27 protein-coding genes and 1 tRNA gene are annotated in these 22,586 nt (G+C 66.8%); 16 read left to right on the top strand and 12 right to left on the bottom strand.

Features of this window, described 5'->3' with window-relative positions; genetic code table 11:
- Positions 1-115 precede the first annotated feature (115 nt).
- Entirely contained in the window at positions 116-1,900 is a 1,785-nt protein-coding gene (locus JNJ68_RS15300) for an MFS transporter (RefSeq protein ID WP_294983385.1), read from the top strand.
- Positions 1,901-2,029: 129 nt separating this feature from the next.
- On the opposite strand, the gene JNJ68_RS15295 is transcribed toward JNJ68_RS15300, so the two are convergent.
- Entirely contained in the window at positions 2,030-2,302 is a 273-nt protein-coding gene (locus JNJ68_RS15295; RefSeq protein WP_294983384.1) for a hypothetical protein, read from the bottom strand.
- 75 nt (positions 2,303-2,377) lie between these two features.
- Here JNJ68_RS15295 and JNJ68_RS15290 point away from each other — a divergent pair, with 75 nt between their 5' ends.
- On the top strand, positions 2,378-2,776 hold the full coding sequence (locus JNJ68_RS15290) for a response regulator (RefSeq protein WP_294983383.1): 399 nt from the start codon (positions 2,378-2,380) through the stop codon (positions 2,774-2,776).
- Positions 2,777-2,854: 78 nt separating this feature from the next.
- Here JNJ68_RS15290 and truA read toward each other — a convergent pair whose 3' ends face one another.
- Positions 2,855-3,628, bottom strand: coding sequence for a tRNA pseudouridine(38-40) synthase TruA (truA, locus tag JNJ68_RS15285; protein ID WP_294983381.1), 774 nt, complete (start codon positions 3,626-3,628; stop codon positions 2,855-2,857).
- A gap of 215 nt (positions 3,629-3,843) precedes the next feature.
- Here truA and JNJ68_RS15280 point away from each other — a divergent pair, with 215 nt between their 5' ends.
- Both JNJ68_RS15280 and JNJ68_RS15275 read left to right on the top strand, forming a co-directional pair.
- Entirely contained in the window at positions 3,844-5,256 is a 1,413-nt protein-coding gene (locus JNJ68_RS15280; protein ID WP_294983380.1) for a YcjX family protein, read from the top strand.
- 29 nt (positions 5,257-5,285) lie between these two features.
- The gene (locus JNJ68_RS15275; RefSeq protein ID WP_294983427.1) at positions 5,286-6,239 is read left to right on the top strand and encodes a TIGR01620 family protein; all 954 of its coding nucleotides are present in this window, start codon (positions 5,286-5,288) and stop codon (positions 6,237-6,239) included.
- Between the two features lie 154 nt (positions 6,240-6,393).
- Here the strand turns inward: JNJ68_RS15275 and pth are convergent, their stop codons facing one another.
- Positions 6,394-7,068 carry an aminoacyl-tRNA hydrolase gene (gene pth / locus JNJ68_RS15270; protein WP_294983378.1) on the bottom strand — a complete coding sequence of 225 codons (675 nt, stop codon included), beginning with the start codon at positions 7,066-7,068 and terminating at the stop codon, positions 6,394-6,396.
- A 73-nt stretch (positions 7,069-7,141) separates the two neighbouring features.
- On the opposite strand from pth, the gene JNJ68_RS15265 reads away from it, so the two are divergent.
- Both JNJ68_RS15265 and JNJ68_RS15260 read left to right on the top strand, forming a co-directional pair.
- Entirely contained in the window at positions 7,142-7,840 is a 699-nt protein-coding gene (locus JNJ68_RS15265) for an FkbM family methyltransferase (RefSeq protein WP_294983377.1), read from the top strand.
- Between the two features lie 115 nt (positions 7,841-7,955).
- The gene (locus tag JNJ68_RS15260) at positions 7,956-8,270 is read left to right on the top strand and encodes an antibiotic biosynthesis monooxygenase (protein ID WP_294983375.1); all 315 of its coding nucleotides are present in this window, start codon (positions 7,956-7,958) and stop codon (positions 8,268-8,270) included.
- Between the two features lie 60 nt (positions 8,271-8,330).
- Here JNJ68_RS15260 and JNJ68_RS15255 read toward each other — a convergent pair whose 3' ends face one another.
- Positions 8,331-8,936 carry a 50S ribosomal protein L25/general stress protein Ctc gene (locus tag JNJ68_RS15255; RefSeq protein WP_294983373.1) on the bottom strand — a complete coding sequence of 202 codons (606 nt, stop codon included), beginning with the start codon at positions 8,934-8,936 and terminating at the stop codon, positions 8,331-8,333.
- Between the two features lie 193 nt (positions 8,937-9,129).
- Between JNJ68_RS15255 and JNJ68_RS15250 the strand changes: the two genes are divergently transcribed.
- A complete protein-coding gene (locus tag JNJ68_RS15250) occupies positions 9,130-10,275 on the top strand; it encodes an MFS transporter (RefSeq protein ID WP_294983372.1) in 1,146 nt (381 codons plus the stop codon).
- On the opposite strand, the gene JNJ68_RS15245 is transcribed toward JNJ68_RS15250, so the two are convergent.
- The 5 genes from JNJ68_RS15245 to JNJ68_RS15225 form a co-directional block, all read right to left on the bottom strand.
- Positions 10,263-11,846 (bottom strand): 5-guanidino-2-oxopentanoate decarboxylase, encoded by a 1,584-nt coding sequence (locus JNJ68_RS15245; protein ID WP_294983370.1) that lies wholly within the window; start codon positions 11,844-11,846, stop codon positions 10,263-10,265. The two genes, JNJ68_RS15250 and JNJ68_RS15245, sit on opposite strands and share 13 nt — an antisense overlap.
- Positions 11,843-13,030 (bottom strand): pyridoxal phosphate-dependent aminotransferase, encoded by a 1,188-nt coding sequence (locus tag JNJ68_RS15240; protein ID WP_294983367.1) that lies wholly within the window; start codon positions 13,028-13,030, stop codon positions 11,843-11,845. The genes JNJ68_RS15245 and JNJ68_RS15240 overlap by 4 nt, the downstream gene beginning before the upstream one ends.
- Positions 13,027-13,686, bottom strand: a complete 660-nt coding sequence (locus JNJ68_RS15235) for a TetR family transcriptional regulator C-terminal domain-containing protein (RefSeq protein WP_294983366.1) — start codon at positions 13,684-13,686, stop codon at positions 13,027-13,029. The genes JNJ68_RS15240 and JNJ68_RS15235 overlap by 4 nt, the downstream gene beginning before the upstream one ends.
- Positions 13,687-13,751: 65 nt before the next feature.
- Entirely contained in the window at positions 13,752-14,645 is an 894-nt protein-coding gene (locus tag JNJ68_RS15230; protein ID WP_294983365.1) for a cation diffusion facilitator family transporter, read from the bottom strand.
- Entirely contained in the window at positions 14,635-15,183 is a 549-nt protein-coding gene (locus JNJ68_RS15225; RefSeq protein WP_294983364.1) for an SH3 domain-containing protein, read from the bottom strand. The genes JNJ68_RS15230 and JNJ68_RS15225 overlap by 11 nt, the downstream gene beginning before the upstream one ends.
- 132 nt (positions 15,184-15,315) lie before the next feature.
- Between JNJ68_RS15225 and JNJ68_RS15220 the strand changes: the two genes are divergently transcribed.
- From JNJ68_RS15220 to JNJ68_RS15190, 7 genes are all read left to right on the top strand, one after another.
- Positions 15,316-16,302 carry a D-glycerate dehydrogenase gene (locus JNJ68_RS15220; protein WP_294983362.1) on the top strand — a complete coding sequence of 329 codons (987 nt, stop codon included), beginning with the start codon at positions 15,316-15,318 and terminating at the stop codon, positions 16,300-16,302.
- Between the two features lie 154 nt (positions 16,303-16,456).
- Positions 16,457-16,696: a hypothetical protein gene (locus JNJ68_RS15215; protein WP_294983360.1), complete on the top strand. Its 240-nt coding sequence runs from the start codon at positions 16,457-16,459 to the stop codon at positions 16,694-16,696.
- A gap of 322 nt (positions 16,697-17,018) precedes the next feature.
- On the top strand, positions 17,019-17,243 hold the full coding sequence (locus tag JNJ68_RS15210) for a hypothetical protein (protein ID WP_294983359.1): 225 nt from the start codon (positions 17,019-17,021) through the stop codon (positions 17,241-17,243).
- A gap of 265 nt (positions 17,244-17,508) precedes the next feature.
- On the top strand, positions 17,509-17,742 hold the full coding sequence (locus tag JNJ68_RS15205; RefSeq protein ID WP_294983357.1) for a hypothetical protein: 234 nt from the start codon (positions 17,509-17,511) through the stop codon (positions 17,740-17,742).
- A gap of 273 nt (positions 17,743-18,015) precedes the next feature.
- Positions 18,016-18,249, top strand: coding sequence for a hypothetical protein (locus JNJ68_RS15200; RefSeq protein WP_294983355.1), 234 nt, complete (start codon positions 18,016-18,018; stop codon positions 18,247-18,249).
- A 240-nt stretch (positions 18,250-18,489) separates the two neighbouring features.
- Positions 18,490-18,720 (top strand): hypothetical protein, encoded by a 231-nt coding sequence (locus tag JNJ68_RS15195; protein WP_294983353.1) that lies wholly within the window; start codon positions 18,490-18,492, stop codon positions 18,718-18,720.
- Between the two features lie 275 nt (positions 18,721-18,995).
- Positions 18,996-19,226: a hypothetical protein gene (locus JNJ68_RS15190; RefSeq protein ID WP_294983351.1), complete on the top strand. Its 231-nt coding sequence runs from the start codon at positions 18,996-18,998 to the stop codon at positions 19,224-19,226.
- Between the two features lie 64 nt (positions 19,227-19,290).
- Here JNJ68_RS15190 and JNJ68_RS15185 read toward each other — a convergent pair whose 3' ends face one another.
- From JNJ68_RS15185 to JNJ68_RS15175, 3 genes are read right to left on the bottom strand one after another with little or no spacing between them, the layout of a single operon-like run.
- A complete protein-coding gene (locus JNJ68_RS15185) occupies positions 19,291-20,172 on the bottom strand; it encodes an MBL fold metallo-hydrolase (protein ID WP_294983349.1) in 882 nt (293 codons plus the stop codon).
- Positions 20,173-20,186: 14 nt separating this feature from the next.
- The gene (locus JNJ68_RS15180; protein ID WP_294983347.1) at positions 20,187-20,618 is read right to left on the bottom strand and encodes a DUF6691 family protein; all 432 of its coding nucleotides are present in this window, start codon (positions 20,616-20,618) and stop codon (positions 20,187-20,189) included.
- A 1-nt stretch (position 20,619) separates the two neighbouring features.
- Positions 20,620-21,051, bottom strand: a complete 432-nt coding sequence (locus JNJ68_RS15175) for a YeeE/YedE thiosulfate transporter family protein (protein WP_294983345.1) — start codon at positions 21,049-21,051, stop codon at positions 20,620-20,622.
- Between the two features lie 559 nt (positions 21,052-21,610).
- Between JNJ68_RS15175 and JNJ68_RS15170 the strand changes: the two genes are divergently transcribed.
- Positions 21,611-22,240: a hypothetical protein gene (locus JNJ68_RS15170; protein WP_294983343.1), complete on the top strand. Its 630-nt coding sequence runs from the start codon at positions 21,611-21,613 to the stop codon at positions 22,238-22,240.
- Between the two features lie 255 nt (positions 22,241-22,495).
- Positions 22,496-22,586, top strand: a tRNA-Ser gene (locus JNJ68_RS15165).

The following is a 22,586-nucleotide window of genomic DNA, read 5'->3' as shown; positions in this document are numbered from 1 at the left end:
CGCCATCCCCGGAGGGGTGGATGACAGCAAAGGTTCGCCGGGACGGGCGGGCCAGACGCCAGAAACAGACGGGGACCGCCTGATTCACCCGAGTCAGGCCACAAGGAGGTATTGCATGGCTACGGCATCAACCAACGTGCGCGATCGCTCGCGCCCCATGACCGGGGAGGAGAAGAAAGTCATTCTCGCCTCCTCGGCGGGAACCATCTTCGAATGGTATGACTTCTATCTCTACGGCTCGCTGGCCGCGACCATCGGCCTGCACTTCTTCAGCCCCTATCCCGAAGCCACGCGCAACGTCTTCGCGCTTCTGGCCTTCGCGGCGGGCTTCATCGTGCGCCCGTTCGGCGCGCTGGTCTTCGGGATGCTGGGCGACCTCATCGGCCGCAAGTACACCTTCCTGATGACCATCCTGATCATGGGCCTGTCGACCTTCATCGTCGGCCTTCTGCCCAGCTACTATTCCTGGGGCATGGCCGCTCCGATCATCCTGATCGCACTCCGCATGCTGCAGGGCCTGGCACTTGGCGGCGAATACGGCGGCGCCGCGGTCTATGTGGCCGAGCACGCACCCGCAAACCAGCGCGGCTATTTCACCTCGTTCATCCAGACCACCGCCACGCTGGGGCTTCTCCTGTCGCTGGTCGTGATCCTTCTCGTGCAGGGCTATGTGAACGGCAACTGGGATCCGACCCCCGCGCTCGACGCGGCGGGCCAACCGAAGATGCTCGCCGACGGCACGCCGGAAATGTGGACGGCCTTCCAGGCCTGGGGCTGGCGGATCCCGTTCCTCGGCTCGATCCTGCTGCTTGCGGTTTCGCTCTACATCCGGCTGCAGATGAACGAATCCCCCGCCTTCCGGAAGATGAAGGAAGAGGGTTCGGCCTCGAAAGCGCCGCTGCGTGAAGCCTTCGGCAACTGGAAGAACGGCAAGATCGCCCTGATCGCCCTTCTGGGTCTGACCGCCGGGCAAGCCGTGGTCTGGTATTCCGGCCAGTTCTACGCGCTGTTCTTCGTGCAGAACGTGATCAAGGTCGACGCCTTCTCGGCCAACGTCTTCGTGGCCTGGTCGCTGATCCTTGGCACCTGGGGCTTCATCTTCTTCGGCAGCCTGTCCGACAAGATCGGCCGCAAGCCGATCATCCTGGCCGGCTGCCTGCTTGCGGCGGTGACCTACATGTGGGTCTTCCCGTTCCTGACCAAGACCGCCAACCCGGTGCTGGCCAAGGCGCATGAAACGCCGATCACCGTGACCGCCGATCCGGCCGACTGCTCGTTCCAGTTCAACCCGGTCGGCACCGCGAAGTTCACCAACTCCTGCGACATCATCAAGGCAGGTCTGACCTCGCGCTCGGCCAACTCCGAAACCGTCGATGGGGCCGCTGGCTCCATCGCCACGGTCAAGGTGGGCGAGACCGTGATCAACGGCTATTCCGGCACCGCCGAGAATGCCGCGGACGAGAAGAAGCGTTTCGACGGCGAGCTGAACGCGGCGCTGACCGCGGCCGGCTATCCGATCAATGCGGCCGAGAACACCTCGGTGGCGAAGGCGGCGCACTTCCTTGACATCTTCACCGGCCAGAAGATCACGATCATCCTGATCCTGACCTATCTGATCCTTCTGGTGACAATGGTCTATGGCCCGATCGCGGCGCAGCTGGTCGAGCTTTACCCGACCCGTATCCGCTACTCCGGCCTGTCGCTGCCCTACCACATCGGCAACGGCTGGTTCGGGGGCCTTCTGCCCGCGACCGCCTTCGCGATCTCGGCCCAGTCCGGCAACATCTATGCGGGCCTGTGGTATGCGATCGTGGTTGCGCTGATGACCGTGGTGATCGGCACGCTCTTCGTGCCGAACGGGACCCACAAGAAGGACATCTTCGCCGACGACAATCGGTAAGAGTCTGAAACCGGGCCGGGGCGCATCGCCTCGGCCCGGATTTCCCTGCTGCTTCCCGACAAGCCGGCCCGCCGGTTTCTCTGGGCGCAGACTGGCGGTCTTTGCCGAAGGTCCGCCGCTTTTTCCGCGTCAGCCGCGCAGCCGCCGCACGATCATTGCAAGGGCAAGCACGATGCCGAGGATGATCAGGTTCGAGACGATCCCCGCCGTGACCGCCCGGGTCAGGTCCTCCGCGCCGTTGCCTTGCGTCGAGGGCAGGACCGCTGCGACGAAGACCACGCCCGCCGCCAGCGGCAGGAACGTCCCGGTCACGGCCTGCGTGCGGTACATCGTGATGACCAGGGCCACGATCAGGCCGATGCGGAACGGGTCCAGAAGCTGCGCCTCGATAAGCTCGATCACGGGTCGTCCTCCCTTTTCCGCCAGTTTCCCGATCCCGGCCGCCCGCACAAGCCCCCGCGTCCCTGGGGGCGGGCGATGAGTGCCCTTGCCGCAGGTCCCCCCGCCTCTGGACCACGTGTCCTGGTGGTCGAGGACGAGGACAATATCGCCGCCGCGCTGGAATTCCTGATCACCCGCGAGGGCTATGCCCATGACCGGGTGGCCTCGGGGTCGGAGGCGCTGCCGCGCATCCGGGCGACGCGACCGGACCTTGTGCTCTTGGACGTGATGCTGCCCGAGGTCTCGGGCTACGACATCTGCGCGGGCATCCGCACCGACCCGGCGCTGGTGGCGGTGAAGGTGCTGATGATGACCGCCCGCGGCTCGGCGCAGGAGCGCAGGCGCGGGATCGAACTGGGCGCCGACGGCTTCATCTCCAAGCCCTTCGAGCTGAAGGATCTGCGGGCCGAGGTGCGGCGCCTGCTGGCGGGGTAAACGTCGCCTCCTCGTGCGACTTCGTCTTCTCGTCGGTCAGCCGCCCTTGAAAGGAGCGACGACGGAGAAGACGAGCTGTCATCCGGCGAACGGATCGTCCGGGTAGCTCACCCAAACCAGATACAACCCCTGCGGCGGCGAGACGGGCCCGCAGGCCGCCCGGTCCCTCGCCTCCAGCGCCGCCCGCACGTCTTCGGGCACCCAGGACCCCGTGCCCACCCGCTCCAGCGTGCCGACGATAGAGCGGACCTGATTGTGCAGGAAGCTCCGGGCGGCAAGATCGAAGCGGTATTCCACCCCGCCGGGATAGGGGTGTTCGGCGATCTCGATCCGGTCCAGCGTCTTCACCGGGCTCTTCGCCTGACAGAGGGTGGAGCGGAAGGTGGTGAAGTCGTGGCTTCCGATCAACATCGCCGCGCCCGCCCGCATCGCGCCGAGGTCCAGCCGGTTCAGCACCTGCCAGACGAGGCCCTTGTCATGCGTCACGGGGGCGCGGCGGGCCACGAGGCGGAAGGTATAGCGCCTGCCAGTCGCCGAGAAGCGAGCGTGGAAGTCGTCCGGGACCTTTGCGCAAGCGAGGATCGCCACCGGGTCCGGGCGCAGATGGGCGTTCAGTGCTGAGGCGAGCTTGAACGGGTCCCAGTCGCGCGTCAGGTCCACATGCGCCACCTGCGCGGTCGCATGAACCCCCGCATCGGTGCGGCCCGCGGCGGCGATGGTATGGGGGCCGGGCTCCAGCTTGCCGAGCGCCCGTTCCACCGCCTCCTGCACCGAAGGCAGCCCCTGCGCCTGCCGCTGCCAGCCCGCAAACGGGCCGCCGTGGTATTCGATCTGCAGGGCATAGCGGGGCATGGCTTGTTCCCTAACCCGGAAAAGGGCGGTCGCGCAATCCTTGCAAAATCCTTAACGCACGCAAGTAAGGTATTGTAAAGATGAAATATTCCAGATTTGTCCACCGTGGACACTTCTGGTGCGGCACGGACAGGCCCGACCGTGCTGTCTTGCCCCTACCAATCCTGCCCGCCCCTGCCTATCTTGGGCCGGGCAGGCAAGAAGGGGCGGCAAGGGTGTTTTCCGGGCTGACGGACGGAATTTCCCGCGGGATCGAGGGGGCGGGGGCATCGCTTTCCGAGACCTTCTTCGATACCACCCTCCGCCTCGGCGTGACCGGCCTTTCCCGCGCCGGGAAGACCGTCTTCATCACTGCGCTGGTCGCGAACCTTCTGAACCGGGGCCGGATGCCGCAGCTCAAGGCGGCAGCGCAGGGCCGCATCCAGGCGGTCTACCTGCAACCCCAGCCCGACCTGACCCTGCCCCGCTTCGACTACGAGGCCCATCTGGCCGCGCTGACCGGCGACAGCCCGCGCTGGCCCACCTCGACCCGCGCGATCTCGGAACTGCGGCTGTCGTTCCGGGTCCAGCCCGCCGGGTTCTTCTCCTCGTGGCGGGGGCCGCACACGCTGCATCTCGACATCGTCGATTACCCCGGTGAGTGGCTCCTCGACCTCGCACTTCTCGACCAGAGCTACGAAGAGTGGTCCGAGGGCACGCTCTCCCGGCTGGAAAGGCGGCCCGAGGCGTCGGCCTACCTGGCGCTGGCCCGGGCCGAGGACGGCGCGCTGCGGCTGGACGAGGACAAGGCGCGGCGGCTGGCGGCGGACTTCACCGCCTACCTGACCGCCGCCCGCGACAAGGGCCGGGTCGATGTGACGCCGGGCCGCTTCCTGTTGCCGGGCGATCTGGCGGGCTCGCCGGTTCTGACCTTCGCCCCCCTGCCGAAGCCTGCCCTGACCCCGCGCAGCAGCCTCTGGCGCGAGATGGAGCGGCGGTATGAGGCCTACAAGTCCCGCGTCGTCCGCCCCTTCTTCCGCGATCATTTCCTTAAGATCGACCGGCAGGTCGTGCTGGTCGACCTCTTGGAGGCGATTCACCAGGGCCCGCGCGCGGTGGAGGACCTGCGCCGGACCATGGCCGAGGTGCTGGAGGCCTTCCGTCCGGGGCGGAATTCCTGGCTGTCCTCGCTGTTCGGGACGCATCGGGTCGAACGCATCCTGTTCGCCGCGACCAAGGCCGACCACCTGCACCACGAACAGCACCAGGCGCTGACGGCGATCACGGCGGCGCTGCTGTCGGACGCGAAATCGCGGGCCGACTTCTCTGGCGCGCGGACCGAGGCGCTGTCGCTGGCCTCCCTGCGGGCGACGGTCGAGGAAATCGTGACGCGCGACGGGGTGGAGGTTCCGGCGGTGCGGGGGACGCTTCTGTCCACCGGCAAGCCCGCGCTGATGTATCCGGGCGCGCTACCGTCCGACCCTGCACGCCTGCTGTCCCCGGCGCGCGAGGGGGCGGAGGCGTGGCTGGACGCGGACTACAGTCTCATGACATTTGCCCCGGCGCGGTTGAGCCTGAAGCCGGGGGAGGGGCCGCCGCACATCCGCCTGGACCGGGCGGTGGAATTCCTGATCGGAGACCAGCTGTGAGCCGTCCGCCAAGGCCGTTCCTGGAGGAGATGGAGGAAGGCGCCGATCCCTCGCTCGCCCCGCCGGTGCCGGATGCGCTGCCCGAGGGGCAGGCGATGCAGGCCGTTGCGGCGCTGGCGCAGGCCCGGGGGTCGGCGCTGACGCGGTTTGCTGTCTGGGCCTTCGGGGCGCTCTTCAGCTTTGCGCTCTCGGTCGCGGCCTATGACTTCGTGACCGGGCTTCTGGTGCGGAATGTCGTGCTGGGCTGGGTCGCCTTTGCCCTTGTGGCGCTTGCGGTGCTGGGCGGCCTCTTCGTCGCTTTGCGCGAATGGGGCGCCTTCCTGCGGCTGAAGCGGCTGGACGGTTTGCGCGAAGGGGCGCTGGCGGCTCGTTCTGCGGCGGACCTGAAGGCGGCGCGGCGGGTGGTGGCGGGCATGACCGGACTCTACGCGGCGCGGGGCGACACCGCCTGGGGCCGGGCGCGGCTGGCCGAGCGCGAGGGCGAGGTGATGGACGCCGATGCGCTTCTGTCGCTTGCCGAGCGGGAGTTGCTGGCCACGCTGGATGCCGAGGCGCGTCTGGTCATCGAGGGCGCGGCGCGGCAGGTGGCGACGGTGACGGCGCTGGTACCGCTGGCCTTGGCCGATGTGGCGACGGCGGCGGTGGCAAACCTGCGGATGATCCGGCGGATTGCGGAAATCTACGGCGGGCGGTCGGGCAGTTTCGGCAGCCTGAAACTGCTGCGCCGGGTCTTCGGCTCGTTGCTGGCGGCGGGGGCGCTGGCGCTGACCGACGACATGATCGGCTCGGTCGCGGGGGGCGGCGTCCTGTCCAAGCTGTCGCGCCGGTTCGGCGAGGGGGTGGTGAACGGCGCGCTGACCGCGCGGGTTGGACTGGCGGCGATGGAACTGAGCCGGCCCTTGCCCTTCGTCGCGCTGGAGCGCCCGGCGGTGTCCTCGCTGGTCAAGCGGGCGCTGGCGGGGCTGGTGGCGCGGGGGTCGTAGGGCGCTTATTGAATTGAGCGCGTTCCGCGCAAGCCTTTTGTCTCGCCTCTGCGCGTGAAGGACGCGCAACCGGCTCGGACGTTGGGGGCGCTTCGCCCCCCAAACCCCCCGAGGATATTTGGAGCCAGGTGAAAGGGCTTGTTCGCGTGACGGATTACCGGAACCTGTCCAGCAGCTTCTGCATCGGGCTGCGCCTGTCTTCCTCGGCCTTCGGGGCGGGAGCGGGGGTCTCGGGCTTGTCCTTCGTCGTCGAAGAGCGTGGGGGAGCGGTGCGCAAGCTGACGGCGTTCAGGAATTTCTGGGCGTCGCCCGCCGCCAGCGCTTCTGCGCCGTCGGAGATGCCGCGGAGGAGGTCTTCCAGCCAGTCGGCATCGGCCTTGGCGAAGTCGTGCAGGACGTAGGCCGCCACCGCGTCCTTGTGGCCGGGGTGGCCGATGCCGAGGCGCACACGGGCGTAGGCGTCGCCGAGATGGGCGTGGATCGAGCGGAGGCCGTTGTGGCCGGCATGGCCGCCGTCCTGTTTCAGGCGCAGTTTGCCGGGGGCGAGGTCAAGCTCGTCGTGGAAGACGGTGAGGTCGGCCATCGGCAGTTTCCAGAAGGCGACGGCGGCCTGGATCGACTGGCCGGAGAGATTCATGAAGGTTTCTGGCTTCAGGAGCGCGACCTTTTCCGCCCCAAGGCGGCCTTCGCTGACCAGCCCCTGAAAGGCCTTGCGCCAGGGGGTGAAGCCGTGGTCGGCGGCAATGCGGTCGACGGCCATGAAGCCGATGTTGTGCCGGTTCATCGCATATTTCGCGCCGGGATTGCCGAGGCCGACCCAGAGTTTCACCTTTGCTCTCCCGTTCCGCGCACCGGGTGGGATATAGCGGGGACAGGGGCTTGAGACAACCGGACGGGACCAGATGCGCAGCTTCACCCTTCGCGGCCTGACGCTTTCCCTGCCGGAGGCGGCGCTGAAGGGGAACCTGGAGCGGGCCTTGTCCTCGGGCCGCTACGAGCATCATGAGGCGGATGCTCTGCTGATGCATCTGCGACCGGGGGACCGGCTGCTGGACCTGGGGGCGGGGCTGGGGTTCATCTGTGCGCTGGCGGCGCGGGTGCTGGGGGAAGCGGCGGTTTTCGGGGTCGAGGCGGGGCCGGAAACGGTGAAGCTGGCGCGGAGAAACCTGGCGGCGAACGGGTTTGCAGGGGTGAAGATCGTTCGGGGCGCGGTGGTGGAGACGGGCGAGGGCGAGGTGGAGTTCGGACAGCGGCCCGCCTTCTGGGCGAGTGCCTTGAAAGGGCCGGAGGGTTGGCCGGAGAATGCCGAGGTCATCCGGGTTCCGGCTCGACCCATCGGCAGGCTGCTGGAACGGTTCCGGCCCACGGCGATCTGCTGCGACATCGAGGGGGGTGAGCTGGAGTTGCTGGCCGAGCCCCTGCGGGGGGTGCGGCTGGTGGTGGTCGAAACCCATCCGCAGGTCTATGGCGCGGCGGGGGTGGAGCGGATCGCGACGGGGCTGGCGGCGCAGGGTTTCGCAAGGGTCGAGGGGGCGAAGGCGGATACGCTGGTCTTCGGGCGTTGCCCGGATGCCGCCGCACCGGGGCCAGCTGCGGGTTGACGCCGGGCGGTCTTTACCCGACCTTGCGGCCCCAGCCAGACCGACGGCCCGTTCGCTTTCTCTTCCCGCGTTCCGGACGTGCTCCAGCCATCACAGCCATGACAGGAGACACGGGATGTATCTGACAATGAACCGCTTCAAGGTGAATGCGGGGCAGGAGGCGGCTTTCGAAACGATCTGGACCGGGCGGGAAAGCCATCTGCCGCAGGTGCCGGGATTCGTCAGCTTTCACCTGTTCAAGGGGCCCGAGGCTGACGGCATCCGGCTTTATGCCTCGCATACGATGTGGAAGAGCGAGCAGGCGTTCAAGGACTGGACGAAGTCCGAAGCCTTTCGCTCGGCGCATTCGGGGGCGGGCGGGCATCAGGGCGTGATGGCCGGGCATCCGCAGCTGGAAGTGTTTGAATCGGTGCAGCATATCGGGGTGTGACCCCGAAAATGCAGTCGGGGGACCCGAAGGCCCCCCGCGCAAATCATGCAACCGGCGCGATCAGGCGCTGGCTTCGGTCGTCTCTTCCGCCACCAGGCCCGAGGGGGCCGCGATGTTGGCGATGACGAAGTTCCGCGCGATGGTCGGCTTGGCGCCTGCGGGCAACTCCACGTCGCCGATGTGGATGACGTCGCCGATCGTCTTGCCGGTCAGGTCGACCGTGATGTGATCGGGAATGTCACCGGCGGTGACTTCCAGCTCGACTTCGTGACGGACAACGGTCAGCGTGCCGCCGCGCTTGAGCCCAGGGGCCGCGTCGTGGTTGATGAAGTCGACGTGGATGAACAGCTCGATCCGGCTTTCATCGTGGATGCGCATGAAGTCGACATGCGTCGGCAGGTCCTTGACCACGTCGCGCTGCACCGAGCGGCAGATGACATGCACGTCCGGCTGGCCTTCGACCTTGAGGTTGAAGAGCGTTTGCAGGAAGCGACCCTGCCGCAGCTTGGTCAGGAGGTAGTTGTAGTTCATCTTGATCGGCTGGGCTTCTGCCCCGTCGCCATAGACGATGCCGGGTACGTTGCCTTCGCGGCGGGCTTGACGGGCGGCCCCCTTGCCTGTCCCCGTCCGTACCTCGGCCTTAAGATCGACGATCTCGCGTGCCATTGGTTCTCTCCATATGATAGTCCGCCATCCTCCAAGGGTGCATGGCGCGACCGGGGGGCTATAGCGACGAATCGGCGGGAAGGGAAGGGCCATATGCCCCATGTCGCTTTCGGCAGTCGGGGGCGTCGCGGGCAGGCTGGATAGGCGCGGTGGGGCGGGCTAGCTGTCGGGTTCCTGCCCGGAGCGCCGCGCGATGATTTCCCTTGCCAACCTGTCCCATGCCCGGCCCGCGATTGCGGCCTTTGCGGCGATGGGCGTGCTGTGGGGGACCTTTGCGGCGGTGCTGCCGGACCTGAAGGCGATGCTGGGGGTGGACGAGCGGCAGCTGGGCCTTCTAATCTTCTGCACGCCGATCGCGGCAATCAGTGCGATGCTGGCGGCGCCGGGGTTCGGGGCGACGGTGGGGCGGCATGCGCTGCCGCTGTCGGTGGCGCTGATGGCGTTAGCTTTCGCGCTGCCGGGGCAGGCATCGGTCTGGTGGCTTTTCCCGCTGGCCATGGGTTTTGCGGGGGCGGCGACGGGGCTGACGGATGTGCTGATGAACGCGCGGGTGGCGGCGATGGAGACCAGCCGCGGGCTGCATCTGATGAACCTCGCCCATGCCGCCTATTCCTTCGGCTATGCCGGGGGGGCGGTGCTGACAGGCGCCTTGCGCGGGGCGGGCTGGGGGCCGGGCTGGGTCATGGGCACGATGGCGGCGGTGGGGGTGGCCTGTGCCGCGCTGACGCTGGAGCGGGACGGGCGGATCGAGGGCCTGCGGAAGCCGAAGGATGGCTTGGGCGGTGCCTTGGGCTGGGTGCCGGTGATCGGCGGCGGGATCGTGCTGATCGCCTTCATGACGGAAAATGCGGCCGAGAACTGGTCGGCGCTGCATATCGAGAAAACGCTGGGCGGCAGCCCCGAGGAAGGCGCGCTGGGACCGGCGATGCTGGCGCTGACGATGGGTTTCGCGCGGTTGGGCGGGCAATGGCTGGCGGGCCGGGTGAACCCCTACACGCTGCTGCGGGTGGGGGCGGTGATCGCCTCGCTGGGTGCCTTGGTGGTGGCAAAGGCGCCGGGGCCGGGCCTCGCCTACCTTGGGTTCTTCGTGATGGGGATCGGCGCCTCGGTCCTGGCGCCGACGGCCTTTTCGCTGGTTGGGCAGTTGAGCGCACCGGAGGCGCGGGCAAGGGCAGTCGCGCGGGCGACGTTGCTGGGGTATTTCGGCTATTTCGTCGGCCCGCCGCTTCTGGGCCTGATCGCGGGCACTTTCGGGCTGCGGGCGGCTTTCGTCTATGCCGCCTGCCTTGTCGGCATGGTCTTCGTGCTGGCCCCTGTGCTGGCGCGTCAGCGGACCTGAATTTCCAGGAGGCGCGGCCCGTCCTGCGGCGTCGCCAGCATGTCCGCCAGCTCATCAGGGTCTTGCGGCACGCAGGCATAGAGCATGTCGCAGGCCATCGCAAAATGCTCCATGTCCAAGGGTGAGGGATCGCAGCCGAGGATCGGCTCGATCTTTGCCTGACGCAGCGCCTCGGCGATTTCGCGGAAACCGGCGTTGTTCCAGACGACATAGGTGATCGGCAGCTTTTCATCGACGGCGGTGCGCAGCTCGCCGGGCGAGAATTGCAACCCGCCGTCACCGATCAGGCAGACGACCGGCACGCCGGGGGCGGCAATCGCGGCGCCGACAGCCGCGCCGGGGCCATAGCCAAGCGCGCCATAGCCGGTGGCGGCGTTGAACCAGCCGCGCGGGCGGTCGTGGTCGTAATAGAGGTTCGCGGCATAGATCGGCTGTGTGCTGTCGCCGACGATGATCGAGTTCGGCATGGCATCGCGGATCGCCTCGACCATGTCGAGCTGGGCGGGCATCGGTTCATAGAGGTTGGCAAGCTCGGCCCGCGCGGCCTGGCGCAGGGCCTCGGCGCGTTCCGGACCCTCGCGGTTGGCGCGGATGGTCATGGGCAGAAGCGCGGCCATCATGGCCCCGGCCTCGGCCTTGACCGGCATCTTCGCGGGATGGCGGGCCAGCTGGTCGGCGCAGATGTCGATGCGGATCATGTCCGACAGGTTCGGTACCCGGCCATTGGCATACATGTCATAGTCGGTCGGCCCCAACTCGGTGCCGATGGCGAGGATCTGGTCGGCGTCGGCGATAAACTGGCGGACCGGGGTCAGGCTGGGCGAGGCGGGAACCGACAGTCGGTGCCGGAACATCGCGCCGCGCGCGTTCACCGTCTGGATGACCGGCGCGTCGAGCGATTCCGCCAGTTTCTGTAAATGGATCTCCGACCCGCGGATGCCGCCCCCGGCCAGGATCACCACCCGTTCGGCGGCGTTCAGGGCGGCGGCGATGCTGCGGATGCGGCCGAGCGGCAGCGGCACGGTGCTGCCGGCGACCACGGGGGGCGGCAGTTCGGGGCAGGGCTGGGCCATCATGTTGGTGGAGATCTGGATATGCGCGGGGCCGGGCCGGCCCGAGGTCATCGCGGCGAAGGCGCGATCAAGCACATCGCCCAGCTTCTTCGGGTCGGTCACCGTCTCGGTATGGCAGAGGGTGGCGACCATCGCACCCTGGTCGGGAAGCTCGTGAAGGCGACCGAGGCCCTTGCCGAGCGTGTCGCTGCGGCCAAGGCCGGAGATGACCAGCATGGGGACGCTGTCGGCCTTGGCCTGGGCCATCGCGGTAAGCGTGTTGGTAAGGCCCGGGCCAGTGATCACGAAGGCGGCGGCGGGCTTGCCCGAGACGCGGGCGTAGCCGTCGGCCATGAAGCCCGCGCCCTGTTCGTGGCGGGGGGTGACGTGGCGGATGCGTTCCCCTGCGGCGGCGAGGCCGCGGTACAGCTCGATCGTGTGGACGCCGGGGATGCCGAAGACGGTGTCGATCCCACGGGCGATCAGGCCCTCGACCAGACGAATGCCGACGGTGGTCATGCTGCGTTCCCCAGGATGCTGGCCGCATGGACGGCGATGCGGTTGGCGGCCTCGACCGTGCGGTCGTCAGGTTGGGTGAGCGACAGCCGGAGCCAGCCGGAGAGCCCGGCGCCGAAACTTTCGCCGGGCATGACGGCGACCTTCTGTCGATCGAGAAGCGAGGCGGCAAAATCCTCGCCCGAGAGGCCGGTGGCGCGGACGTCGACCAGGGCGAACATCCCCGCCTCGGGCCGGTGGACGCGCAAACCGCCGACGCCGTCCAGAGCGCGGGCGATGATCCCGGCGCGCCGCGCGAAGCGGTCGGCCATGCTATCGGCGACAGGCGAAGGTTCGGAAACTGCAAGTTCTGTCAGGTCGGCGATGAAGGGTTGGCTGCCGAAAAGCATGGTTTCTGAAAGTGGCAAGAGACGCGCGCAGAATTCCGCGGGCCCCACACACCAGCCGGAGCGGAACCCGGGGGCGGCATGGGACTTGGAAATCGAGGAGGCGACGATGGTGCGACCGGCGAGTTCCGGGACGTCGAGCGGTGAGGCGAAGGGAACGTTCGGGAAGACCAGGTCTTCGTAGACTTCGTCGGCGAGAATCCAGAGATCATGCGCGCGGGCGAGATCTCCCAGGGCGCGGATGTCCGCTGGGCGCAGGACGGCGCCGGTGGGGTTGTGCGGCGAGTTGAGGAAGAGGACGCGGGAGCGCGGGGTGATCCGGGCCGCCACGTCGGCTGCCTGCATGCGGAAACCGTGCTCGGGTTTCAGCGGCACCGGGACGGCGGTCGCGCCCGTCTGGGCGATCAGCCCCTCGTAGGTGGCATACATCGGGTCGCCGATCAGCACCTCGTCCCCGGCTTCGACCAGCGCGCGGAGCACGGCGTAGAGCACGGTCTGGGTGCCGGGCAGGCACATGATCTGGTCGGGGGCGATCGCGCGCCCGCGTCGGGCAGTGTAGCGGGCGGCGAGTGCAGCGACGACGCCGGGTTCGCCCCGACCGTTGGAATAGCCGGTGCGGCCCGCGCTCATCGAGCGGGCGGCGGCCTCGATGAAGCGGGAGGGGGTGGGCACATCGGGTTCACCGATGGTCAGCTCGATGATGTCCTCGCCCGCCGCCTTCATGGCACGGGCGCGGGCATGCAGTGCCCATTTCGCCCCGGCAAGCCCGGAGAGGCGGTCGGTGACGGAGGCGTATCTCATGGCAGGGTCTTTCCGAATTCGGGCAGCATGGCGGTATGGGCAAGGAGGTCGACGCCCAGGATGGCCCCGACCGAGGCGAGGCCGATGGTGATCACCTCGCCCGGCGCGAAGGTGGCGGGCAGCAGAGATCCCTCGACCCAGAGCCCGTCGATCAGCGCGTTGCAGGCGATGGCTTCGGCCCGGGTCTGGCCCGGGAGGAGGGTGCGGGGCAGGGTCTCGATCAGCTTTTGCAGGGTGTCGCGATAGGCAAGGTAGCTGGCTTCGTGCACGGCCATCAGGTCGGGGTCGCTGCGGACCTTGTGCATGTAGCCTGCCCACAGCACAACGGCGCCCGCGTCCAGCACCGGCGGGCGCAACGAGGCGGCGATGAAGGCGGCGAGGCGCTCCTCGGGCTTGGCACCGACGGCTTCGATGGCGTCGGCCCCCTTTGCCGTCATCCCATCCATCAGTGCGCGGTAGGCAGCGCGGGAAAGTTCGTCCTTGGACTGGAAGTAGTGCCGGATCAGGCCCGGCGTGACGCCCGCGCGTTCGGCGATGGCGCGGACGGTCGCAGCCTCGGGGCCACCTTCGGCCACGAGGTCCTGCGTCGCGGCGATCAGAGCCGAACGACGGGTCTCTTCGCTTTCGCGACGGTAGAGGCGGCGGGCTGGTTGCATGGCACGCGATCTGTTACACGCTCGTATAATCGTCGCAAAGGCCGGTCCGGTCAACAGGATAAGGCCTAAGAGCTGCCGTGGACGTCCTTGTGGATGATCACGTCTGTCTGCGGATAGGCGGCAAGGATCGCACGGCGGAGCGCCGCGCCGATGTCATGCGCCTGACGCAGGCTCTGGTCGCCGTCGAGCTCGATGTGCAGGTTCACGAAAACGCGGCTGCCGGCGGTGCGGGTCTTCAGGTCGTGATAGCCACGCACGCCGGGCCAAGCTTCGGCGATCCGGCCGATTCCCTCGATGATAGCCGGGTCGGCCGCGCGGTCCATCAGCGCGTCCCAGGCATTCTTGCCGATACGGAGCGCGCCGATCATCATCACGGCGGCCGCCGCAAGCGCGACCACGGCGTCGATGGAACCAATCCGGTAGCGGCTGGAAATCCAGAGCGCGGCAATCGCGCCAAGACTGGGGAGGAGATCGCCCAGATAGTGCAGCCGATCGGCGGCCACGACCTTGCTGCCGGTGCGTCGTGCGACGCGACCTTGCCACCAGACCAGCCCCAGAGTCAGCAGGATCGAGACGACCATGATCACCAGACCGCGTCCCTCGGAGGCCAGTTGAGGCGGCGTCTCGGCCATCAGTCGGCGAATGGCGGACCAGCCGATCACGCACGAGGAGGCCAGGATGAAGGCGGATTGCGCAAGCGCGGCAAGGTCCTCGGCCGAAGTGTGGCCGAAGGCATGGTCCTCATCCGCCGGGCGGGCGGCGTAGACGATGGCGGCGGCGGCCCCGAGAGACATCATCAGGTCGAGCGCCGAATCGGCCAGCGAGGCGGCGATGGAAAGCGCTCCGGTCTCGGCCAATGCCCAGAGTTTCAGCGCGACCAGGATGCCGGCGACGAGGACGGAGGCGATACCGGCTGAGAGGGTCAGCCGGATGCCGGGCGGTAAGGAATCATTCGACAATCTCACCCTCCTTCACGCCCCAGACCGCGCTGGTCCGGATCCAGCCGCGTGTGCCGTCGAGCGAGACGCGGCACCAGTCCGGAATGCATTCCAGGATACGGCCGACGACGCCCATCTCGGCCTGGGCCAACACAACGGCGGTATCGGACGGTCCGTCGCGCAATTCGGCCATGTCGAGCGTGACGAGGAGGGTGCGGACACCGGAGAGGAGCGAATAGTGGACCCAGCCGCCCGCGCCTTCGGAGTCCTCGACCCGGCGCCAGTTCTCGTATTCGGCGGTGATCTTCAGCGGCATCCCGGCGCGGGTGAAGACCCAGTCGATCCGGTGCGTCAGGCCGGGACCACGGCGGGCGTTCCCTTCCGAGCCTTTCAGCGAGACGAAGCGGGGGAGGGGCAGGTTGGTCACGCAACCTATGTCGGGCTGACATTGCTTTTCGGGCGGCTTGTCGGTCTTGACCGGCGCATCGGCTTCCTGCGCAAGCGCCATCGCGCCGCAAAGCGCGCCCAGAACCGCCAGAACCACCGTCAACCGCTTCATGCCGCTGCCTCACCGGAGATCGCTTTTCGCGACACCGCCCACCGTTACCGCTCACCGGGTCTTGTGCATCGCCCCGCTTGGCGGCACCTTGCCCCAAGGACGCCGGATTTGGAAGTCTCGGGGAGATCACGCATGCCTGCCAGCCAACTGACCGTGATCGTGACGCGACGCCTTCCCGAGCCTGTGGAAACGCGGATGAAGGAGTTGTTCAACGTCGAACTGCGCGACCCGGACGTGGCGATGACCCGCGAGGAGCTTGCCGAAGCGATCCGGCGGGCGGATGTGCTGGTGCCGACGATCACCGATGTGATTGATGCCGGGGTGTTGGCGCAGGCGGGCGAGAAGCTGAAGCTGATCGCCAACTACGGCTCGGGGTTCGACCATATCGACGTCGCGACGGCGCGGCAGCGCGGCATCCTGGTCTCGAACACGCCCGGCGTCGTGACCGAGGATACCGCCGACATGGTGATGGCGCTGATTCTGGCGGTCACGCGGCGGATTCCGCAGGGGTTGCAGATGATGCAGTCCGGAAGCTGGACCGGCTGGTCGCCGATGGCAAACCTGGGCGGGCGGCTGGGCGGTCGGCGGCTGGGCATCCTGGGGATGGGGCGGATCGGCTCGGCGGTGGCCAGGCGGGCGCGGGCTTTCGGGCTTCAGGTCCACTACCACAACCGCAAGCGCCTGCGCCCGGAAGTCGAGAGCGAGCTGGAGGCGACATACTGGGAAAGCCTGGATCAGATGCTGGCGCGGATGGACATCGTCTCGGTCAACTGCCCGCATACGCCGTCGACCTTCCATCTCTTGAATGCGCGGCGGCTGAAGCTGATGAAACCCTCTGCGGTGGTGGTGAACACCTCGCGCGGCGAGGTGATCGACCAGAACGCGCTGACCCGCGCCCTGCGCGCGGAAGAGCTGGCGGGGGCGGGGCTCGACGTCTACGAGCATGGCACCGACATCAACCCGCGGCTTCTGGAACTGCCGAACGTGGTGCTGTTGCCGCATATGGGTTCGGCGACCGTCGAGGGGCGGGTCGAGATGGGCGAGAAGGTGATCATCAACATCAAGACCTTCGCCGATGGCCATCGTCCGCCCGACCAGGTTGTGCCGGGGATGTTCTGAAGCACAACCTGTAGGCGATTTCGTTCGGTTTCTTTCTTGTGGAGAAAATCTTTCTATCCGACCGCGGCGATTGCCGAGGTGTCATTCGCTAGCTAAGCAATTTTGACGGATTGCGGCAATCGGGCCGCCTGTCCGGTCTGTTGGGGAGACGGAAATGAGGGATTTCGTGAAGTCGGCAATGGTTGCCGCGACTGTCCTGTCGGCATCGGTGGCACATGCCGGCGGTCCGGTGATCATCGAGGAGGAAGGCAACGACGCGCTCATTGCGGCGGAGCCCGGCAGCAAGATCGGCATCCTGCCAATCCTCGGGGCGCTGGTTCTGGTTTGCCTCGTGGCCTGTGGCGGTGGCGACGACGATCCGGCGCCGACCACGCCGGATCCCGATCCGAAGTGAACCCTGGCAGGCCTGGATGCTTTCGTCTGATCGAAAGCTGACGGGCAAAGTCCGAACGGTGACCAGGAGGGCGGCGGCGGCCATCTCGCAAAAACGCGAGTCCATCTGGCGCATGTCCGGCGTACCGGGTCATGTTTCAGTGCGATCCACCCCGCTGCCGGGCGTCTGAGTTGCTATTTCGGCGCCTTCAAGATGTTGCAAATAAGCCAAACCTGTTGAGGATTCGGCTTCCCGGGTAACGAATCCGTTGTGTCAGTTGGGCCCTGCCCCTAGCGTCGAGTGGCATGTGCCCGGATGATCCGGAATAGAGAGAGGAACTGCCATGAAAGAAATCATTTCGCCGATGCTGGCGCTTGCGCTGACCGCTTCTGCCGCGTTCGCGGGTGGCCCGGTTGTCGTGGAAGAAGAGCCGGTTGTCGAGGCCGCTGCGCCCCGTTCGGGCTGGATCGTTCCGGTCGTCGTCGGCCTGGTCGTGCTGTGCGCGATCGCCTGCGGCAACGACGACGATGCGACCACCGGCACCACCGGGACCACCACCCCCGGCTGATATCGGTCTTCCTGGCTTGGCCTTGAAGGAAGCGGCAGCGCATCTTGCGCTGCCGCTTTCATTTTGCCAATCGCGGCGGGAGCGGCGCCTGGTCGTCCGCACCCCATGGCTGCCGGAAGATTGCGACATTTGATGCATGTTTGGCACAAGGCGCTTTCCCCTTGCTCTGGCCGCGTGAACTGGGTTGAACTTGTTCCCCGCAACCGGATACAGGGTGTCGGCAAGGCGGATACCGTCCGGAAATGCATGTGTAAGGAATGTCATAATGACCAAAGTTGTCCCCACTCTGCTCACGCTGTCGCTGGCGCTCGGCTCGACCGCTGCCTTTGCTGGTGGCCCGGTTGTCATCGAGGAGGAAGGTCAGCCGGAAGTCGTCGCTGAATCGCCGCGCTCGGGCTGGATCGTGCCGGTCGTCGTTGGCCTGGTCGTGCTTTGCGCGATCGCCTGCGGCAACGACGACGATGCGACCACCGGGACCACCGGCTTCGCCGTCTCCTGATCAGTCTTCCTGGCTCAGCCTTGAAGGAAACGGCAGCGCGCCCTGCGCTGTCGTTTTGATTTTGACCAAATCTTGCGAGAGAATCGATTGGTCTTCTGCGCCCATGGCTGTCGGCGGAGTGGGAGGGGGAGCGGGAATTTGATGCACCTTTGGCACAAGCAGCATTTTCCTTTGCGCTAACACCGTGAGCTGGCTTGAACTTGTTCCGCAGCCGGGCACAGGGTGTCGGCAAGGCGGATACCGCCCGTTCATGCATCTGTAAGGAATGTCATCATGACCAAAGTCGTCCCCACTCTGCTCACCCTGTCGCTGGCGCTCGGCTCGACCGCTGCCTTTGCTGGCGGCCCGATTGTCATCGAGGAAGAAAGCCAGCCGGAAGTCGTGGCTGAATCGCCGCGCTCGGGCTGGATCGTTCCGGTCGTCGTCGGCCTGGTCGTGCTTTGCGCGATCGCTTGCGGCAATGACGACGATGCGACCACCGGCACCACCGGCACCACCGTCCCCTGATCAGTCTTCCTGGCTCAGCCTTGAAGGAAACGGCAGCGCGCCTTGCGCTGCCGTTTTGATTTTGGCCAATCGTTGCGCGAGAATCGATGTGGCGGGAGCCGGAATTTGATGCAGCTGTGGCACAAGGCGCATTTCCCTTCGCCCTGGCCGCGTGAACTGGGTTGAACTTGCCTCGCAGCCGGATACAGGGTGTCGGCAAGGCGGATACCGCCCGTTCATGCATGTGTAAGGAATGTCATAATGACCAAAGTCGTCCCCACCCTGCTCACGCTGTCGCTGGCGCTCGGCTCGACCGCTGCCTTTGCTGGTGGCCCGGTTGTCGTCGAGGAAGAAGGCCAGCCGGAAGTCGTGGCTGAATCGCCGCGCTCGGGCTGGATCGTTCCGGTCGTCGTCGGCCTGGTCGTTCTCTGCGCGATCGCCTGCGGCAACGACGACGATGCGACCACCGGCACCACGCTCACCGGCAGCTGACATCGGTTTTCCCGGCCGGGCCTGGAAAGGAACGGCAGCGCAAAGCGCGCTGCCGTTTTCTTTTTGACCAAATCTTGCGAGAGAATCGATTGGTCTTCTGCGCCCATGGCTGCCGGGGGAGTGGGAGGGGGAGCCGGAACTTGATGCAGCTGTGGCACAAGCAGCATTTTCCTTTGCGCTAACGCCGTGAGCTGGCTTGAACTTGTGCCGCAGTCGGGCACAGGGTGACGACAAGGCGGATACCGCCCGTCCATGCATGTGTAAGGAATGTCATCATGACCAAAGTCGTCCCCACTCTGCTCACCCTGTCGCTGGCGCTCGGCTCGACCGCTGCCTTTGCTGGCGGCCCGGTTGTCATCGAGGAAGAAGGCCAGCCGGAAGTCGTGGCTGAATCGCCGCGCTCGGGCTGGATCGTTCCGGTCGTCGTCGGCCTGGTCGTTCTCTGCGCGATTGCCTGCGGCAACGACGACGATGCGACCACCGGCACCACCTTGGTCAGCCAGTAAGCTCGGCCGCCAAAACTCGTTAAGGGGCCTGGTCGCCGGAACCGGCGGCCAGGTCTTTTCTTTTCTAGATCCCGTTGATCGGCACCTTGAGGAAACGCTTGCCGCTTTCGTCTGCCGGGGGCAGGTCGCCGCCGCGCATGTTCACCTGCAACGAAGGGATGATCAGCTTGGGCATCGCCAGCGTCGCGTCCCGCGCCGTGCGAAGCGCAACGAACTCGTCGCGCGACTTGCCCGCGATGTGGATGTTGTGGGCCTTCTCCTCGCCCACCGTGGTCTCCCAGCGGATGTCGCGCCCGTTCGGGCCATAGTCGTGGCACATGAAAAGCCGCGTCGCGTCGGGCAGGGACAGGACCTTCTGGATGCTGTCGTAAAGCTGCCCGGCATCGCCGCCGGGAAAATCGGCGCGGGCCGAGCCGCCGTCGGGCATGAAGAGCGTGTCGCCGACGAAGGCCGCGTCCCCCATCACATGCGTCATGCAGGCGGGGGTGTGGCCGGGAGTGTGCAGCGCGATGCAGGTCATGTCGCCCACCTGGTAGGTGTCCCCGTCGTCGAACAGCCGGTCGAACTGCGACCCGTCGCGCTGGAACTCGGTGCCTTCGTTGAAGATCTTGCCGAAGGTGTCCTGCACCATGGTGATGTTGCGGCCGATGCCGATCCTGCCGCCGAGCTGCCGCTGGATATAGGGAGCCGCAGAAAGGTGGTCGGCGTGGACATGGGTCTCGATCAGCCAGTCCAGTTGCAGGCCGTGGGCGCGGACGAAGGCGATGATCTCGTCGGCGTGGGTATAGGTGATCCGCCCTGCAGCATAGTCGATGTCCATCACGGAATCGACGATGGCGCAGGCAGGTGAGGCCGGGTCCTTCACCACATAGCTGATGGTATTGGTCGCGGGATCGAAAAAGCCGGTGACTTCGGGCTTGACGGACAGGTCGACGGTTGGGGTCATGGGAACCTCCGGGATCAGGCGGGCTTGCGAGCGGGTGCGCGGGCTTGCAGCACCCGCGCGCCGAGGAGGCCGCCGATCAGGGCGGCGAGGAACAGGAAGACCGCGGGATCGCCCGTGCCGATGGCCGGAAGCGCCCCTCCGGGGCAGAAACCGGCGATGCCCCAGCCGATACCGAAGGTGGCCGAGCCGAGGATCAGGCGGCGGTCGATGACGCGGGTGTCGGGCAACTGGAAGCGGTCCTCGAACGCCGGGGCGGGGCGGGCCAGCACCAGACGGTATCCGGGGATCGCGACGGCAAGCGCACCCGCCATCACGAAGGCGAGGCTCGGGTCCCAGGTGCCAGCAAGATCGAAGAAATTCAGCACCTTGGCCGGGTTGGCCATGCCCGAGACCGAGATGCCGAGGCCGAAGATCAGGCCGACGAGAAGGGCGGTGACAAGACGCATCTCAGCCCCCCACCACATGCCGCAGAAGGAAGACGGTGGCAAAGGCGGTGGCCATGAAGCACAGGGTCGCCACCATCGACCGGCGCGAGAAACGGGCATTGCCGCAGACCCCGTGGCCCGAGGTGCAGCCGCCGCCATAGCTGACGCCGACCCCGACGATCAGCCCGCCGACGGCCACCGCCAGGTTGGAAATCGGAAGGTCGATGATGGGCATCTGCCCGGTTGCCAGCAGGTAGACCAGCGGCCCGGCGGCCATGCCGACGACCAGCGCCGCGCGCAGTCGCCAGTCCACCGGATCGTCGAAGCGCAGAAGCCCTCCCAAGATGCCGGTGGCGCCCAGGATCCGACCGTGCAGGGCCATCAGAAGAACGGCGGCGAGGCCGATCAGCACGCCTCCGCCAAGTGAGGACCAGGGAGTGAAAGTTGTTTCCATGGGTTCCTCAGATATTGCGGGTGTTGATCCCTGCAAGGTGGCAGGGCGGACAGAAGCCCAGTATGGCAGCGCCCGGCATGATGACACCAACGAGCGCCGCTGCCCAGACCATCCAGCCAGAGAGCCAGCCAGGACAACTCGACCAGGCGACGGCGTTGCAACCCGTCCATGGTGCGCGACATTGATTCCCGCACTGTGCCAAGCTCGACCGCCGGTCCGGCGGTAAGGCTCTGCAAGCCGGTGACGCCATCGATCCAGACCCTTGCGGCATCTTCAACTGGAAGATGAATTTGTACCACCTATGCCCAATACTGACCCAAATGCCGCCATATTCTGTGGTGAGGAGGGCGGCACGAAGAATGACTCCCTGCCGATGGGATCGCAAGGGATGTCCGCAATTCGCCAACCTGGACGGGCTGGCCGACGACAGAGGATCGAGATGATGCTGGGTCACGCAGGGGTTTCCGGTTTCGCCCGGTTCGGGATATGGGCATTGGCGGCCACGCTCGGATGGACCGCCGGAGCGTCGGGACAGACTTTCCGGCTGGGGACTCGCGCGATGCCGGTACTGATCGAGGTCGAGGCACTTGCATCGAATCCCGAAACCGTGCGGCTTCTGGTCGGGCTGGGGCGCATAAGGGCCGACCTGCAATTGGGAATGCTGGTGCTGGGCGAACCGTCGGCAGAGGCGCATTTCAGCCATCCGCTGACGGAAATCTTTCCGGGCATCGCCGAGGGGTTGCTGGCGGCGGGCGTGCCGGACCTGGGTCCCGCGTTGCAGGCCCTGAAGGCCGGGGGCGGCAAGGATGTCGTCCGGAAGAACTATCTTGAGGCGGAGAAGGCTCTGCTGAAGGCACGCAGCATGCTCAATCCCTCGGGCGAGGATGCGACGCTGGCGGTGGTTGAGCTTGCGAAAGGGTCCGCGGGCCTGATCGACGCCTCGGGCAAGACCGACGCGAAAGCCTACCAAACCGCCTGGGCGCAGTTGATGGTGGCGCGGGGCGAGTTGGACCTGCTCGCACGCAGTGCGGACCTGGGCTTGGCGAAGCTCGCGGTGGCTGAGGCCATGGCCCTTGACGAGATCATTCTCTCGATGCCCGATCCGAACCAGACCGCCCCGGTGATCTTCGACCCGGCGCCGATCCTGAAGCTGATCGAACGGCTTGAGGCGACCGACGAGGCGGCCTGAGGCAACCCCTGAAAGCGTCGCATGCCCTGATTCCTGAACCGGTCGGGTCTGTCGCGGGCCGAGGGGCGCGCTTGGCCTTTCCCGCGGCGACCAACCTGTGGCGCCCGCTGGCAGCCAGTCCTTGCTGAGGCCACCCGCATGGCGGAGAGAGACATGACCCACTGTGCAAGGTCGGTTTGCGCTTGGAACCATTGTTCCCCTGATCTGCCACCTTTCCCCTTGCCCCCATCCCGCCGCCCCGATAAACGGGCAGGCGGAGACGTGGCCGAGTGGTCGAAGGCACGCCCCTGCTAAGGGCGCAGACCTCTAAAGGGTCTCGAGGGTTCGAATCCCTTCGTCTCCGCCA

Origin of the sequence: Tabrizicola sp., from assembly GCF_016793705.1 — a bacterium.
GTDB lineage: Bacteria > Pseudomonadota > Alphaproteobacteria > Rhodobacterales > Rhodobacteraceae > Tabrizicola.
The sequence above is the reverse complement of the archived record's forward strand: the minus strand, read 5'-3'. Positions and strand labels throughout refer to the sequence as shown.